Genomic DNA, 15406 nt, shown 5'->3' with positions numbered 1-15406 from the left:
TGCACGGCGAAGGTGGTGATCCGCTTCCGCTGTCGGACACATGCGCGAAGGAGGTGGGCGTGCAGGCAGCGGACACGCCGTGCGGGCAATGTCGGCGCCTCGTGGTACGGTCGGTGGAACGAGAAAGCTTCAGGACGGGGGTGGCGCGTGCCGTTGGCTCGATGCCGTTTGCTGTTGCTGTCGTTGTTCGTCGCCGCATGTGGAGCCGAGGTCGAGCCACCCGAAGAGGTGGAGGTGCCGGGCTTCGGCGGGAGCGGCGGTGAGGGTGAACCGGACGATTGCGATCGCGACGGCGACGGCGAGCGGGCTGCATCCTGCGCGGGACCCGACTGCAACGATCGCAACCCGGCGGTGCACAGCGGCGCAGCGGAGATCTGCGACGGCCTCTCGGACGAGAATTGCGACGGTACGGTCGACGAGGGCTGCGACTGCGTCCCCGGCGAGGTCCGCCCCTGCTACCCACCCGGCGAAACGGATCCCACCCGCAGGGTAGGCAGCTGCACGGACGGGCTCCAGACCTGCGACGGCGACGGCGCCTGGGGTAGCTGCGAGGGGGCGGTGGTCCCAACGGCGGAGGGGGAGAGCTGCGACGGCGTCGACCAGGACTGCGACGGCACCGCCGACGAGGACGTACGCAACGCGTGCGGCGTCTGCGGCGAGCTGCCGGTGGAGATCTGCGGCAACGGCCTCGACGACGACTGCGACGGCGTGCGGGACGATCCGGACCGCTGCTCCGTCCGCTGCGACGGCGTCGACTGGGACGATCCGCAGCCAGCGGCGCTCGCCTGTTGCGTGCAGACGTGGGACGGCCGCTCGTCCTCGGTCACGCCGAGCCGCACCGCGTACGAATGCGAGGAGTGGCCGGGACTGCCGTCGTGCATCGAGCGTGAATGCCTCGACCTCGACGGCGATCCGTCGAGCCCCTGCGAGAAGCGTTGCGCGGACACCGACGGTGACGGCGCGGTCGATCGCTGCCTCTGCGGCGAGCTGCTGCCAGGCCACGATCCGGTGGCCTACGAGGGCTGCGGCTTCGAGAGCCCCTGTGCCCTGCAGGATTGTGCGGGACGGATCGATCAGCCCTGCTATTCGGGGCCGCCGCAGACGCTGGGGGTGGGGGTCTGCAGAGGCGGCCGATCGAGCTGCGAGGAGGGCGAGGCGGGGCGGGCCTGGTCTTCGTGCGTGGGCGAGGTGCTGCCGGCCCACGAGGTCTGCGACAACGGTATCGACGACGATTGCGACGGCGCCATCGACGAGGAGGACGGCGCCACCGGTGCCCGCTGCCCGCCGATGGCCTGCCCACCGGAGGCGGTGGAGCGCTGCGGCAACGGGGTGGACGACGATTGTGACGGCTTCCCGGACGACGGATGCGCGGCGGCGGATCAGCCGCAGCCCTGCTACGGCGGGCCGATCGGCACCCGCGGGGTCGGCGCCTGCAGCGACGGAACGCAGGCGGGGGTCGACGGCAGGTGGGGCGTCTGCGAGGGGCAGGTGCTCCCGGCGCCGGAGCGGTGCGGCGACGGGATCGACTCCGATTGCAACGGCCTCGGCCAAGGTGACACCGAGGACCCGGGCTGCTGCATCGCCGCCGGCGAGGAGACGTGCAACGGCGTCGACGACGATTGCGACGGTCTGGTCGACGAGGGGGTGAGCAACGCCTGCGGCCGCTGTGACGGCAGGTGCTTCACCGAGCTGCTCGAGGATCCGGCCGACTGCACGGTGGCCGGTCGGAGCTGCGACGGCGTGACCCGGGATCCCTTCGACCCTGCAGCCCTCGCGCTGCGGGCGGACGCTGGCGCCGTACCGACGCAGCTCTACGTCGGTCGCGTCGGCTCGATTGCCACGGTGGCTCGACTCGACGGGGAGACGGGGGCGATCGCCTGGGAGACCACGGTCGGCTCGACGCCGTCCGACGTCGTCGCCTCGCACGATGGATCCGCCTGGGCGGTCGGCGCCGGCACGATCTTCCATCTCGCGCCAAGCGGCGAGGTCCGCTGCGAGGCCTGGATCGGCCAGTCGATCTCGGCTGCGGCGGTCGATCCCGTGGGCCACCTCTGGGTGGCGAGTGGCAGCGTGGGGGCGGTGCGGCTCCACCAGATCGACGGGACGGCGGTGCTGCCGCCGCTGGTGACGGGTGGTCCGGTTCGCTGCAGGATCAACGACCTCGCGCCCGGGGATCCGAACCGGCTCTCGAGTCTCGACGGGCAGGTGAACCGGATGCCGGTGGCGCTCGGGGTGGCAGCGGATGGGACGGTCTGGCTCGCCTCCTCGCCGGTCCTGACCTGGCGGGACGATCGTTGGAGCGCCACCGCGGTGAACGACCTGTGGATGGCGGGCGGCACCCTCGACGAGGCCGGTGATTTCTGGGCGGCGGGGGAGGCGCTCTTCCGCATCGACGGGGCCGCCGGCACGGCGCGGAGCTTCCCCTTGGCCCCGGCGGGGACGCGGCTCGGGCGCACGATCGCCACGAGGGCGGGGGCGATCTGGGCGCTCTGCCACCCGGTTACCACCGGGATCGCCGCAGGCGTGCTGCGCTTCGAGCCTGCGACCGAGAGCAGCACCTTCTTCCCGGTGGGCGTCCCGTCGGGCGGCTGGTCCTCGGGAGTCCAGGGGCTGGCGGAGGATGCCCTCGGCAGGCTGCTGACCGTCTTCGACAACCAGCTGCGCCGGCTCGATCCCTCGAGCGGCACGTGGACGGATCTGCCTGCTGCGAACGGCACCAACGCCCGCCTCGTCGCCCGCGAGCTCAGCGCCGTCGGGCAGCTCCGCCACCCGCGGGGTAGCTGGTCCCAGGTGATCGACGGCGGCTTCCACGACATCGAATGGACCGGGATCGATTGGGAGGGGAGCGTCCCCGCGGGTAGCAGCGTCCAGGTCGAGATCAGCGCCGCGCGCACCAGCGAGGAGCTCGACGCCGCGGTCTGCGGCCCCTGGGAGAGCGCGCCGGTGGATCTGCGCAGCTGCGGCGAGGCGCGGGGGCGCTTCGTCCGCGTGGTCTTCCATCTCACCGGCGGGCCAGGTGGTGAGCGCCCCTCGATCCGCAACGTCGCCCTCTCCTGGAGCCGGCCATGATCCGTTCGCTCGCCCTGCTGCTCGTCGTTGCCCTCGCCACCGCCTGTGGTGGGGAGAAGCTCCAGGACGCTGGCGCGAAGCTCGAGATCGCGCCTGCCGCGCTCGACTTCGCCGGCGTGCTGGTGAGGCGGAGCCAGACCCGGGAAGTGCAGGTCCGCAACGTCGGCGTGGCGCCGGCGACCCTCACGCTGGTGGAGGCGCCGGCTGGTTTCCGGGTGGAGCCGGCGCAGGTGCTGGTGCAGAGCGGGACCCTGGAGACCCTGCGGGTGATCTTCGCGCCGGAGGAGGAAGGCCACTTCGAGGGGCGCATCGTCTTCGCCGCGCAGGGGCAGGGAGAGCTCGAGGTGCAGGTGCGCGGCGAGGGGACCGAGCGCGCCCTCGACACCGAGCTCGTCCTCGACTTCGGCGAGGTGCGCCTCGGTTCGGTGAAGACCCTGCCGCTCGACGTGGCGAGCCTCACCGACATCGACCTGGGAGTTGAGGTCGACTTCACCGGGTCGGACGCACAGGCCTTCAACGCCGGCACGGGAAAGCTCTCGCTCCCCCCCCGGGGCACCGGCCGGCTCTTCGTGCAATTCGCCCCGATGGTCCGCGGCCCCCACGCTGCGCGGCTGCGGCTGGAGCCCTGTCCTTCCTGCGCGGAGATCCTCGTGCAGTTGAAGGGAAGCGGGCTCGACGAGGACGCATCGGTGCAGCCCTCGCCGCTCGATTTCGGAACGCTCACGCCCAGGATGACGATCCGCCGCGAGGTGCGGGTCACCAACCGCGGCGATACGGGCACATGGCTCGTCGACGCCGAGCTGCTCCACGCCCCGGGCGCGCCGCTCCGCCTCGAGGAGCAGGCGTGGCCGGTCCGGGTGGAGAACGCCTCGACGATCCTCCACGTCGACTTCGCGCCGGAGGTCGAGGGGGTCTGGCAGGCGACCCTCCGCCTGGTGGTGGCAGGCAGGCCCATCGACATCCCCGTGATCGGCAGGGCGCAGGAGCCGGTGCTCCGCGTCGATCCGGCCTCGCTCGACTTCGGGGTGCTGCTCCCCAACCGGCTGCTGCGGCGGCAGCTCGTCCTCGAGAACCGGGGTGGCGATCCGATCACCATCGACCGCCTCGAGCTCGAGGGGGCGGTGCTGCAGGCCTTCCGCTTGGGGCTGCCCCTCGAGCTTCCCTTCGAGCTGGGTGACGAGCCGGTGGAGGTGAACGTCGACCTGAGCTGGGCCGTGCCGATGCAGGCCCGCGGCGCCGTGCTGATCGGCGTGCGGGACCGGCCCGATTCCGGGCTCCGGATCCCCCTCTCCGGCCTGGTGGTGGAGGCGGGCAGCGCCTGCAACCTCGCCTTGCCCGAGGTGGTGCGCTTCGGCCTCGTGCCGCTGGGCGAGCGGAGCCGCCGGCAGATCGTGCTGCGCAACGAGTCCACCTCGACCTGCTGGCTCTGGAATTTCGGCCTCGAGGGGGCCGGGCCCTTCCGGGCGATCGAGCTGCCGCAGGGGCCGGTGTCGCTGGGACCTGCAGGCGAGCTGCTCCTCGACGTGGAATACGAGCCGGAGGCGCCGCAGCTGGACGGCGAGGAGGCGGTGCTCCGCTTCGAGGAGCTCGATGCCGGTCGTCCCGAGGTCCGGATCCCACTGCGGGGTGCCGCAGCGGCGCTGGCGGTGGAGGTGACCCCGGACCGGCTCGACTTCCTCCCGCTGCCGGTGGGCTCGCACGAGCTGCGGGCGGTGGCCCTCCGCAACACCGGAAGGACGCCGCTGCCGCTGGGTGGGGTGGCGCTCGAGGCGACGGGCTTCCTCTCCCTCGCCGCCACGCCGCAGATGGAATCCCTCGCTGCTGGAGAGCAGGCGGTGGTGCAGCTCCTCCACGCGCCGCAGCTGCAGGGCCGCTCCAGCGGCCAGCTCGCCTTCTCGATCGTGGGGATCGGAGAGCCGCTGCTGGTGCCGGTGGAGGGCTACGCGACGCCGGGCCCCTGCCCCGGCTGCACGCTGCCCGTCGCCGCCTGCCCGCCTGCGGACGGGACCGAGGCCGGCACGGCGATCGCTCTCGTCGGCGCCGCGAGTGATCCGCTGGGCGGGGCGATGGACTGCAGCTGGTCGGTGGCGAATGGGCCCGCCGGTGCGGTTACCACCGTCGAGGTGGGAGGGGAGCGCTGCACCGGCCGCTTCTCGGCGGATCGGCCGGGCCGCTACGAGCTCCGGCTCGAGGTGGCAGGGGCCGGCGGGACGGCGTCCTGCACCACCAGCGTCGACGTCTTCGCAGCGCCGGGGCTCACGGTGGAGGCAAGCTGGAGCGATGCGGTCGACCTCGACCTGCACCTCCTCCACCCGGAGGCCGGACCGCCCTCGGACGCCGCGGCGTGGTTCGGTGCCGGGGATTGCCACGCGGGCAACCCGGCGCCGGGCTGGGACGGCGCCGGCATCGCCGACGATCCACTGCTCGAGCGCCACGCGCAGCGCGGGCCGGGGCTGGAGCGGATCCGCCTCGAGGCGCCGGTGGCCGGACAGGCCTACGGCGTCGGGCTCCACTTCGCCGGCACGCTGCAGGGGCTCGCAGCGGTGGAGGGCACGGTCTCGATCCGCTGCAGCGGCGAGGAGGTGGCGCTCCTCACCGAGACGCTGCAGGCGCTCGGCGATGGCGCCGACGTGGGCACGGTCACCTGGCGTGCGGACGGCACCTGCGTCTTCACGCCGTCCGATGCGGTGGTGCAGCCGGCGCCGTGAGGCAGGGGTTCGGCTACTCGAAGGGAATCACGGCGACGCGATCGCCGGGCTGGACCCCGAGCATTTCCCTCGCCCAGCCCGGCAGGCAGATGGTGCCGCCGTCGATCCGGGTCGGGGTCTTCACGCAGCGGAAGCGGTTGTCGGGATCCTTCCGCTCCACCGCTACGAGCGAGATCTCCATGTCGTGCTCGAGATCCTTCTCGAGGACCTTGCACTTGCGGAGCGCGCGGATGAGCGAGACGTCCTCGGTCTTCGCCTCGAAGTGGGGGCCGCCGTCGAAGGGATCGATGCGCTCCACGTAGCGGAAGCCGATCCGCTCCAGCATCTTCTTCACGCCCTCGGTCTCGGGACCCACCCTGCCGATCACCTTCTGCGTCCGATCGGGGAAGAGCGTGGCGTAGATGTCGCTGGCAGGGAAGAGCTCCTTGATGAACTCCTTGTTCTGCCGGCTGAGGCGATCGGCCTCGAGGTAGGTCATCCCGGTGAACTTCTTGCCGAGCGCCTCCCAGAGCAGCGATTTGCCGTTGGGCAGCAGCGGCGGCAGGAGCTCCGCCAGCACCGTGTCCCGGAACCAGTTGCGGTGCAGGCCGATGAAGAGGAAGCGCACGAAGGAGAGCTGCTTGCCGGGCTTTCCCTGGCCGCGGAGCTCCGGGTCCACCACCAGCCCGCCAATCTCGGTGGGGCCGTCGTAGTTGTAGGCGATGGAGAGCACGGTGTGCTCGAAGTGCTTGTCCACCGTGGCGGAGTAGGTCTGCCGCTTGGAGACCTCGAGGAAGACGTGGGGCGCCTCGCGCGTGCCGTGCTGCGCGATGATCATCGAGGTGCCGACCAGCGTGCCGGTGCGCAGATCCTCGAGGACGAAGAGATATTCGCGCTCGGCGGGATCGCGGATCCTGCCGGCGAAGGAGCGCACCGACGTGTCGATGATCGACTCGAGGGCCTTCTCGTCGTTGGGGAGGTTGACGGTGTTGAGCACCGCAGCGAGTCGCTGCAGGCCCGGCAGGTCGCTTTTGGCGACGTCACGAAGCAGGAGCATACGGTCGTTTATCCGCACAGGTTCCGGATCAGCTCCCCGTACCACCGCGTAGCGTCGCGGATCTGCGCGACGCTCTGGCGCTCGTTGGCGGTATGGGCATTGCCCGTGGAGCGGCCCGGGCCGAAGACGATCGCTTCGAGCCCGGCGGTGACGAAGACGCCGCCCTCGGTGTTGGTGGGTTTGGCCATCGGCGTCGGGTCGAAGCCGAGGTTGCGCGAGGCCTCCATCGCCGCGTCGCGGAGACGCGAGGCAGGAGGCAGCGCCATCGCCGGGTTGGAGCGGCCGCGCTCGATCTCCACCTGGACGCCGCCCTGTTCGCCGAGTCGCCTCGCGAAGGCGTCGAGCCTGTCGAAGATGTCGGCGGGGTCGTGCCCCGGAAGAAGGCGCGCGTCGCAGGTGATCTCCACCGAGCCGTCGTCGGCGGTCTGGATCACGTTGTGGTTGCACACGGCGGTGGCGGGATCGAAGCGCTCGTCCCGCAGCGGCTGCCGGTGGAGGACGTCGGCTGCCAGGGCGGCGGCGATGTGCCGCCCGATCTCGATCCCGGCAGCGCCGGAGCGGGCGGCGCCCTCGACCAGCTCGTGCTCGATGCCCGCCTGCTGCGCCGCCTGGCGGAGCTTCTCGTCGAAGCCGAGCTCGATCACGCAGCGGGCGGGGATCTTGTTGGCCAGATCGCCGCCGCTGGCGCGCTCGGGCCAGACGCCGTGCTCGGCGCAGAAGGCGAAGGCCTTCTCGATGGCGTTGACGCCGTGGAGCGGGGTGGAGGAGTGGGCCGCCTTGCCGTGGAAGGTGAGGCGCAGGCGCCGCTCGGCACCGGGCCGCGCGGCAGCAGGGCGCAGGTGCACGTGGGCGACGAGGTAGCCCTTGTGCGCGTCGATGATCCGCAGCTCGGAGGGCTCGCCGCAGCTCACCCAGGCCGGGTTGAAGGGGCGGTTGGCGAGGAAATGCTTGGCGCCGAGGCAGCCGACCTCCTCGGCGAAGGTGCCGCAGAAGGCGACCTTGCCGTGGGTCTCGGCGGGGGCGAGGGCCATCGCCTGGAGCTTGGCGAGGCTGTCGAGCTTCACGTCGGCGACGCCGAGGCCGTAGAGCGTGTCGCCGTCCTGCTTGAGCCGCCACGGGTTGGTCTCGGTCCAGAGATCGAGGGGACCGGAGCCGACGGTGTCGGTATGGGTGACGAGGAGGAGGCTGCCGTCCCGGGGCTTGGCGCCCTTGTGGTGGACGATCAGGTTCGCGTGGGCCGTTCCGAGGGCGTGGGCTTCCTGGCGGAAGGTCTCGAGCCCGAAGCGGTGGGCGATTCCTTCGAGGACTTCGACTGCCTTCAGGTTGCCGTGGGCGGAGACGGAATCGGCGGCGATGAGGTCGCGGGCTGCTGCGAGGAGATCGAATTCCATGGGATGTCCTGGCGCCGACCAGCGCAAGGAGCCGGTTGAAGCGCACGGCACCCTAACATAGGCATGCGATCCCGGGACAACCGGACGGTAGCGCTGCCGTTCGGCCAACACTCCCGGAAAAGCGAGGGATGACAGATGCGTGCCGTCGTGCAGCGGGTGAGGCGAGCAGCGGTGACGGTCGGCGACGAGCGGGTGGGGCGGATCGACGGCGGGCTCTGCGTGCTGGTGGGGGTGGGGCGTGGGGACGACGACGCGGACGCCGACGCGCTCGCGGAGAAGGTGGTCGGCCTGCGGATCTTCGAGGACGAGGCGGGCAAGATGAACCGCTCGGTCCTCGACGAGGGGCTGGAGATCCTCGCCGTGTCGCAGTTCACCCTCTTCGGCGACGTGCGCAAGGGCAAGCGCCCGAGCTTCGTGGAGGCGATGGAGCCGGTCCGGGCCAACGAGCTCTTCGAGCGCTTCTGCGCGACCTGCCGGGCCCTCGGCGCGCCGGTGGAGACGGGGCGCTTCCGGGCGGAGATGCAGGTCGAGCTGGTGAACGACGGGCCGGTGACCATCCTGCTCGACAGCAAGCGGCTCTTCTGACGGCGGGCGATCAGCGCAGGTGGAAGTCGATGGCGACCTGCACGCAGCGATCGCGGGCGGGGTAGGGCGCGGAGCCCGCGATTACGCAGCGGGTGGCTGCGTCGTCGAGGAGGCGCGAGCCGCTGGAGCGCTCGACGGTGACCAGGTCGGGGGCGCCTGTCGCGTCGACGCAGAAGCGGACGTCGACGGTGCCCTCGGTCCTGCGCCTGCGGGCGGCGCGTGGGTAGCAGCGCTCGGTCTGCCAGCGGAGGCGCTCGAGGAGGGAGGCGTCGCCGGCGGCGGGGCCGGCGCCTTTGCCGGTGCCTGCGCCCGTGCCGCCGCCTCTGCCCGCGCCCGAGCCTTCTCCGCCACCGCGCGCTGCGAATGCGGCAGCGGTGCCCGTGCCCTCGTCGGCGGTGCCTTCGCTGGCGCTCGCCTCGCCGGCGGTGTCGAAGGGGGCGTCCCGGGGTTCCGTGTCGACGTGGGCCGCTGCAGCGGTGGATTCCTGCTCCGACTCCGCTTCGGGCGCAGACGGTTGCATCGTCGGGGTAGGGGTAGCCACCACGTCGGCCTTTTCGGCGACGGCGACTTCCGCGTCGGCGCGCTGCGGTGCTGCTACCGCTTCGTCGGCAGGAGCGCGGACCACTGCAGCGGGGCGTTGCCGGTCGGGCCGCTCTGCCGCGCGCACCGCGCGGGCCGGCTGCGCCGTCTGCTGCAGCGCGGCCTTGCCAGGCGCCCCCCCGTCTTCGCCTGCAGGAACAGCACCGGCACCGGGCGCCGCGCCGCCGCCCGCCGCTGCATCACCACCACCACCACCAGCGGGCAGCTCGACGAGCTGCAGCTCGATCCGCTCGACGCGCGCGGGCGTCGGCGGCGTGGGCAGCAGCGAGAAGAGGCCGATGGCGGCGCCGTGCACCACGGCGCTCACCGCCAGCGCGCGGGAGAAGGACTTCACGGCGCGCACCCTACCCGAAAGCCCGCCGCGCGATCACCTGCCGCCGCCCCGGAGGCGCAGCGCCGGCACGAGGAGCGGCTCGCCGGTGGCGGGGTGGACGGAGGCGACGAAGGGCACGCCGAAGACCTCGCCGAGGCGCGAGGGGGTGAGCACCTCTGCCGGCGTCCCCTGCGCCACCACGGCGCCGCCGCGCAGCACCGCCACCCGGTCGCAGATCTCCGCCGCCTGGCCGAGATCGTGGAGCGCGCAGACGACCGTGCCCCCGGCGTCGACGTGGGCCCGGGCCAGCTGCAGCACCAGCGCCTGGTGGGCGAGGTCGAGGTGGGCGGTGGGCTCGTCCAGGATCCAGATCGGCGCCTGCTGGACCAGCACCCGCGCCAGGTGGACGCGCCGACGCTCGCCGCCGGAGAGCGCGTGGAGCGGCCTCGAGGCGAGCGCCGCCGCATCGACCCGCGCCAGCGCCTCCGCCGCCAGGGCCCGATCGCCCGGACCGTCGAGCCCCATCGGCCCCAGGTGCGGGGTCCTGCCCATCAGCGCCACCTCGGCAGCGGTGAAGCCGGGATCGGCAGGGGGTTCCTGGGCGAGGAAGGCGATCCGCCTGGCCACCTCCCGGCGGGGCAGCGACGCGAGCGGATCGCCGTCGATGTGGACCTCGCCGGCACCGGCACGCACCAGCCCCGCCAGCGCCCGGGCCAGGGTGCTCTTGCCGGCGCCGTTGGGGCCGAGGAGGCCGACGAAGGTGCCGGCGTGCACCGCCAGATCGACGGAGCGGAGCGCCTCGACGCCGCCCGGGTGGCGGACGCCGAGCCCACGGGCTTCCAGCGCCGGCTGCTGCTGCGCCGCCCCGCTCGCGCTTCGCGCGCGAGACGCTCTCTCTTGCGTCCGCTCCGCCTTCGGCTCCGCTGGAGCGTTCGTTTCACGGACGCTCACGGCGCGCCGATCGAGGCAGGCGCGTCTGGAGGCATCTCGTCGAAATACCAGAGCGCCGCGGTGCCGAGGGCAGCCGCCACCGTGGCGGTGTAGAGGAGCCGCGCCACGTCGAGGCGATCGAGGGCGTCCTGCCTGGTGGAGGCGAAGGGATCACCTGCGTCCTTCTGCGCCCTGGCGTCGTCCATGGCCCCCGCGGCGGCAAGGTGCGTCGCGATCGCGCCGGCGAAGAGGGCCACGGTGGTACCGCCGGCGACCCACTTGCCGGTGGAGGTCCACCGCGAAGGCGGCGCGGGATCGAGCGCCGGCGCGAGGACGAGTTCGATCTCCGCCCGTGCCCCGGGCTGCACCTCGACGGTGGAGCGGGCGCTGCCGCCGGCGCCGCGGAGCTCCACCTCGTGGGAACCGGCGGCGATCTCCACCGGCGCCTCGAGGGGCAGGGTGCCGGCGGGGGCGCCGTCGACGAAGAGCTCCCCCGGCTCGTTCGCCCGCACCAGCAGCGTGCCCTTGCGCTGCTGCTGCAGCTCCTCCGGCAGCACGCCGGCGAGGGCATCGCGCATCGCCACCTCCCAATCCGGTCCGGGCTCCGCCCAGGTGGCGGAGGTGCCGGCCGGGGCTGCCGCCGCGCTGCGATCGACGAGCCGGAGCTCGAGGCCGTAGATCCCGCCGAAGCGACCGATGCCGATGCCGATCACCCAGCGCACGCCGAGCGCCTCGGCGATCTTGCGGAGGCAGGTCGCGTCGGAGCCGCAGGTGAGGGGATCGGGCCCGCCCGCTGCACGGAGCTGGCTGCTGGAGGCGGCGGGATCGAGGACCGCGGCGCCGCTCTCCGCGGCGACGGTGGAGGCGATGGCGCCGAGGCGGTCGGCGAGGGCGCCGACGCCGACGGCCTGGGTGATCACCACCGCGACCTTGCGGGGCGCTGCCTCCGTGTCGGCGAAGGCGCGCACCGGCATCGCCGCGAGCAGAAGGGCGAGGCCCAGGGAGGCGAGTCGTTCAAGGCGCAAATGCACGGCGTCTTTCCTCGAGGAGGCGATCGAGTTCGTCGAGCTGCTGCTGCAGCGCATCGTGGTGCTGCGGATCCTCGATCAACCGCTGGAATTGCGAATCGGTGGCACGGACGAGGCCGCCGACGATGGCGCCGACCTGGTCGGCGCCGTGGGCGCGCACCAGCTCCTCGTATTTGCGCAGGACCTTGCGGCGTTCTGCTGCGAGGCGGGTGCGGCGATCGGGCAAGGCCGCCGCCACTTCGGCGGCGGGCTTCGGCGCTGGCTGCGTCGCAGGGCGGGCTGCCGCCACCGGCGCTACCGTGGCAGGCGCCGCCTCGACGCGAGCGGGAACGGCGGCGGGCGCCGGCGCCGGCAGGGGATCCGGCTCGGCCTCTTCGACAGGCTGCGGCGCAGGAGCTGCCACCACCGCCGGCGCGGCGACCGATACCGGTGCCGGTGTCGGGGGCACGGGCGCCGGTTCGGCGGGCCAGAAGATCGACGCAGCGCCGGCGATGCCGAGGAGCGCGCCTGCAGCCACCCAGCCCGCAGCGCGCTTCTTCCGCGGCGCCGGGGCCGTCTCGTCACCGGGCTGCAGCGCCGGCACGGCGGCCGGCCCCTCCGCCACGGCGGCAGCCGATCCGATCCCCGGCAGCTCGATCTCCTGCGCCACCGGCCGCGCTGGAAAGGGCGCCTGCGGCGTCCGCTCCGGCGCCGGCACCGCCCCGGGACCGCTCTCCGCCGCTGCCTCGTACCAGGGCACCCCCCGCGGCGCCGACGTCGCAGCAGCTGCAGCGGAGCGGAGCGCCGCTGCCCCGCCGCTCCGATCGCGATCCCAGGGAACGAGCTCCGTCTCGGCCTCGTGCTGCACCGCCGGCGCCCGCCGCCCCGTGTCCGCACCGGCGCCTGCAGCCTCGCCTTCCGGCCGGAGCACCGTGCGTGCCGTATCGCCCGGCAGCGGCGTGGTGCCGGTGGTGAAGGGATCGTCGGATCCGCCGCCGACCCGCTTCTCTCCCTCCGACCACTGCCGCGTCTCCTCGTCGCTACCGGTCAGACCGGTCGAGACCGGCTGCCGTGCAGGCGGCGCGAAGCGGCGCGTCTGCCCCTGCGGCTCCCCCTGCTCCTCGCCGAAGCGCGCGGTGCCCGCATGCTGCGGCCGCGCCCCCTGCGAGACGAGGCGGGGCACCGACGCGGCGCGGGTGGTCTCCTCCGCCGCGGGGCTCTGCCCGCCCTCGCCCCTGGTGAGCGCCGCCATCCACGCCCGCTCGCGCTCGTGCTCCTCCGCGAACACCTCGGCGAGAAGCGCCGCGAGCCGCTCCGGCCCTGCGTCCGGCGCCACCTCCGAGAGGCAGGCGGAGAGCCGGCCCCGCAGCTCCTCCGCGTTGCCGAAGCGTTCCGCCGGATCGATCGCCAGCGCCTTCGCCAGCGCCGCTGCGACGGAGTCGGGCACCTCCGGCGCGAGGCGCTGCACCGGCGGGATCCGCGGCGAGGCGGCCCATTCCACCACCTCCACCGGCGAGGCCTCCTCGAAGGGATTCCAGCCGGTGATCATCTCGTAGAGGATCACGCCGACCGCGTAGAGATCGGCGCGGCGATCGAGGGGCAGGTTCCGCGCCTGCTCGGGCGCCATGTAGTGGAACTTCCCCATCACCACCGAGGGGTCGCGCTCGGGCTCGCTGATCGTCGACCGGGCGAGGCCGAAGTCGATCACCTTCACCTCTCCCTCGTAGGAGAGGAGCACGTTCTGCGGCGAGACGTCGCGGTGGACCAGCCCGAGCTCGTTCCCCTCGCCGTCCTTCTTGCGGTGGGCGTAGGCCAGGGCCTCGAGGATCTTCACCGCGACGTAGAGGGCGATCGGCAGCGGCACCCTGCTGCCGCCCGTGCGCATCCGCTGCAGCAGCCGGCGCAGATCCTTGCCGTCGACGAATTCGAGGGCGATCCACCACTCGCCCGCCTCCTCGCCGCTGTCGTAGACCTGCGCGATCGAGCCGTGCTGGAGCTGCACCAGCGTCTGCGCCTCCTCGCGGAAGCGCCCGGCGAAGTCCGGATCCCGGGCCAGCTCGGGCAGGACCTTCTTGATGACGCAGAGCTTCTCGAGGCCGCCGGCGAAGCGGGCGCGGGCGAGGTAGATCTGCCCCATGCCCCCTGCTGCCAGGGGCGCGAGCAGGGTGAAGCGCCCGAAGCGCTGGGGCCGGAACGGACGCAGGCCGCTGCCCTTCGCCAGGCTCACGGCACCACCTCCCGGCCGACGATCTCCGCCACCTCGACCATCCCGCTCCGTCCCTTGAGCTGCCGCTGCCCGAGGCTGCGCACCGCGAAGCCCGGGCCCGCCGCGCGGACGGTGGAGCTGCCCGCGACGATCTGCCCCGGCGAAGCCTCGCCCACCAGCCGCGCGGCGACGTTCACCGCATCGCCCACCGCGGTGTACTCGAGACGCTCCTCGCCGCCAACGGTGCCGGCGAGGACCCTGCCCGTGTTCACGCCGATGCGCAGGCTGCAGCGATCGGCCTCGGGCCATCCCGCCATCATCTCGTCGAAGGCCGTGCGCATCGAAAGCGCCGCGTCGAGGGCCCGGGCTGCGTCGTCCTCGCCCCGGCGCGGCGCGCCGAAGATCGCCATCACCGCGTCGCCGATGAATTTGTCGACGGTGCCGCCGTGGGCGAAGACCACCCGGGCCATCCGCCGGTAGAAGCCGTCGAGGAGCTCGACCACCCGCGCCGCAGGGAGCCTCTCGGTGAGCGGGGTGAAGCCGGAGATGTCGGCGAAGAGGAGCGTCGCCTCGCGCTCCTCCATATGCGACCCGCCGTCGAGATCCGCCGCCAGCTCCGCAGCGAGGCCGGCGCCGAGGAAGCGGGCGAGCCGCTGCCGCCGCTGCTCCTCCGCCACCGCCCGTTCCCGGAGCCGCTGCTGCTCGATCCCGGCGCCGGCGAGGTGGGCCAGCGCGGCGATGGTCTCCACCAGCTGGCGCAGCGCCACGTCGTCGGCGTCGCGGGTCAGGTAGAGGATCCCCTCCACCGCCCCCTCGCGCAGGAGCGGCGCGCAGATCACCTCGGTGACCCCGTAGTGGACCACGCTCTCGCTGCCGGCGAAGCGCGCGTCCTGGGCCGCGTCGGTGACGCAGAGGGTGGCGCGGGTGCGCAGGCATTCCTCCACCACGCTGCGGGAGACGGGCACCTCGCCTGCTGCGAGGCCGCCCCGGTGGCGCACCACCGCAGGCGCGAGCGCCGCGCCGAGCTGGACCACCACGGTGCGGGCCCGGGCCAGCTCGAGGACGAGATCCGCCACCTCCTCGAGGAAGCGCTCCAGCGACGGCGCCGAGGCGAGCTTCTCGGAGACCTGGTAGAGCAGCACCAGCGCCGCCACCTCGGGGCCCTTCGCCAGGGCCCCTGCGGCGTCCAGGGAGCGGGCGCTGTCGAGGCGGGCCAGCGAGGCCGAGGGTTCCTGCCGGAGGATCACCGTGGTGCCGGCGGAGAGGGCGTCGACCCGCTGCACCCGGAGGCGGTTCTCGCCGATCTCGACCCGGTCGCCGGCGTCGAGCCGCGCTGCTGCCTCCAGGGGCATGCCGTTCAGCAGGGTGCCGTTGCGGGATCCGGCGTCGGCGACGAGCAGCCCCTCCCCCTCCACCACCAGCCTGGCGTGCCGGCGGGAGACGAGGGCGCCCGCGAGGACGATGTGGTTCTCCTCGCCGCGCCCGAGCAGGGTCTCGCCTTCCGGCAGCTCGTATTCGGTGTCGAGGTAGCCGGGGCCGTTGATGACGATCTGCCACATCG

General features: G+C 73.2%; 10 protein-coding genes. 3 read left to right on the top strand and 7 right to left on the bottom strand.

The genetic code is table 11. The features are described from left to right. Window positions 1–183: 183 nt before the first annotated feature. Together ACESMR_RS12325 and ACESMR_RS12320 are read left to right on the top strand one after the other, a co-directional pair. Complete coding sequence (locus ACESMR_RS12325; RefSeq protein WP_373047375.1) at window positions 184–3069, top strand: MopE-related protein; 2886 nt, start codon at window positions 184–186, stop codon at window positions 3067–3069. Then, entirely contained in the window at window positions 3066–5777 is a 2712-nt protein-coding gene (locus ACESMR_RS12320) for a choice-of-anchor D domain-containing protein (protein WP_373047374.1), read from the top strand. Before ACESMR_RS12325 ends, ACESMR_RS12320 begins: the two co-directional genes overlap by 4 nt. A gap of 13 nt (window positions 5778–5790) precedes the next feature. On the opposite strand, the gene ACESMR_RS12315 is transcribed toward ACESMR_RS12320, so the two are convergent. Together ACESMR_RS12315 and ACESMR_RS12310 are read right to left on the bottom strand one after the other, a co-directional pair. Further along, window positions 5791–6813: an arginine N-succinyltransferase gene (locus ACESMR_RS12315; RefSeq protein ID WP_373047373.1), complete on the bottom strand. Its 1023-nt coding sequence runs from the start codon at window positions 6811–6813 to the stop codon at window positions 5791–5793. A gap of 8 nt (window positions 6814–6821) precedes the next feature. After that, complete coding sequence (locus ACESMR_RS12310; RefSeq protein ID WP_373047372.1) at window positions 6822–8204, bottom strand: M20/M25/M40 family metallo-hydrolase; 1383 nt, start codon at window positions 8202–8204, stop codon at window positions 6822–6824. Between the two features lie 135 nt (window positions 8205–8339). On the opposite strand from ACESMR_RS12310, the gene dtd reads away from it, so the two are divergent. Continuing rightward, window positions 8340–8789, top strand: a complete 450-nt coding sequence (dtd, locus tag ACESMR_RS12305) for a D-aminoacyl-tRNA deacylase (RefSeq protein ID WP_373047371.1) — start codon at window positions 8340–8342, stop codon at window positions 8787–8789. Window positions 8790–8799: 10 nt separating this feature from the next. Here dtd and ACESMR_RS12300 read toward each other — a convergent pair whose 3' ends face one another. The 5 genes from ACESMR_RS12300 to ACESMR_RS12280 are packed head-to-tail and all read right to left on the bottom strand — an operon-like array spanning window position 8800 to window position 15404. Continuing rightward, window positions 8800–9723: an energy transducer TonB gene (locus ACESMR_RS12300; RefSeq protein WP_373047370.1), complete on the bottom strand. Its 924-nt coding sequence runs from the start codon at window positions 9721–9723 to the stop codon at window positions 8800–8802. A gap of 33 nt (window positions 9724–9756) precedes the next feature. Next, a complete protein-coding gene (locus ACESMR_RS12295) occupies window positions 9757–10653 on the bottom strand; it encodes an ABC transporter ATP-binding protein (RefSeq protein WP_373047369.1) in 897 nt (298 codons plus the stop codon). After that, complete coding sequence (locus tag ACESMR_RS12290; protein WP_373047368.1) at window positions 10650–11663, bottom strand: hypothetical protein; 1014 nt, start codon at window positions 11661–11663, stop codon at window positions 10650–10652. The genes ACESMR_RS12295 and ACESMR_RS12290 overlap by 4 nt, the downstream gene beginning before the upstream one ends. After that, window positions 11647–13866 (bottom strand): serine/threonine-protein kinase, encoded by a 2220-nt coding sequence (locus tag ACESMR_RS12285; RefSeq protein WP_373047367.1) that lies wholly within the window; start codon window positions 13864–13866, stop codon window positions 11647–11649. Before ACESMR_RS12285 ends, ACESMR_RS12290 begins: the two co-directional genes overlap by 17 nt. Further along, window positions 13863–15404, bottom strand: a complete 1542-nt coding sequence (locus ACESMR_RS12280; protein WP_373047366.1) for an adenylate/guanylate cyclase domain-containing protein — start codon at window positions 15402–15404, stop codon at window positions 13863–13865. The genes ACESMR_RS12285 and ACESMR_RS12280 overlap by 4 nt, the downstream gene beginning before the upstream one ends. Window positions 15405–15406: the final 2 nt, after the last annotated feature.

The sequence above is a fragment of the Vulgatibacter sp. genome (genome assembly GCF_041687135.1).
Taxonomy (GTDB): Bacteria; Myxococcota; Myxococcia; order Myxococcales; family Vulgatibacteraceae; genus JAWLCN01.
This window is presented reverse-complemented; position numbering and strand designations above follow the sequence as displayed.

Coding starts and splice junctions, on each gene's coding strand:
- ACESMR_RS12320 (WP_373047374.1), top strand. CDS start 3,066: ATGATCCGTTCGCTCGCCCTGCTGCTCGTCGTTGCCCTCGCCACCGCC.
- ACESMR_RS12315 (WP_373047373.1), bottom strand. CDS start 6,813: ATGCTCCTGCTTCGTGACGTCGCCAAAAGCGACCTGCCGGGCCTGCAG.
- ACESMR_RS12310 (WP_373047372.1), bottom strand. CDS start 8,204: ATGGAATTCGATCTCCTCGCAGCAGCCCGCGACCTCATCGCCGCCGAT.
- dtd (WP_373047371.1), top strand. CDS start 8,340: ATGCGTGCCGTCGTGCAGCGGGTGAGGCGAGCAGCGGTGACGGTCGGC.
- ACESMR_RS12280 (WP_373047366.1), bottom strand. CDS start 15,404: ATGTGGCAGATCGTCATCAACGGCCCCGGCTACCTCGACACCGAATAC.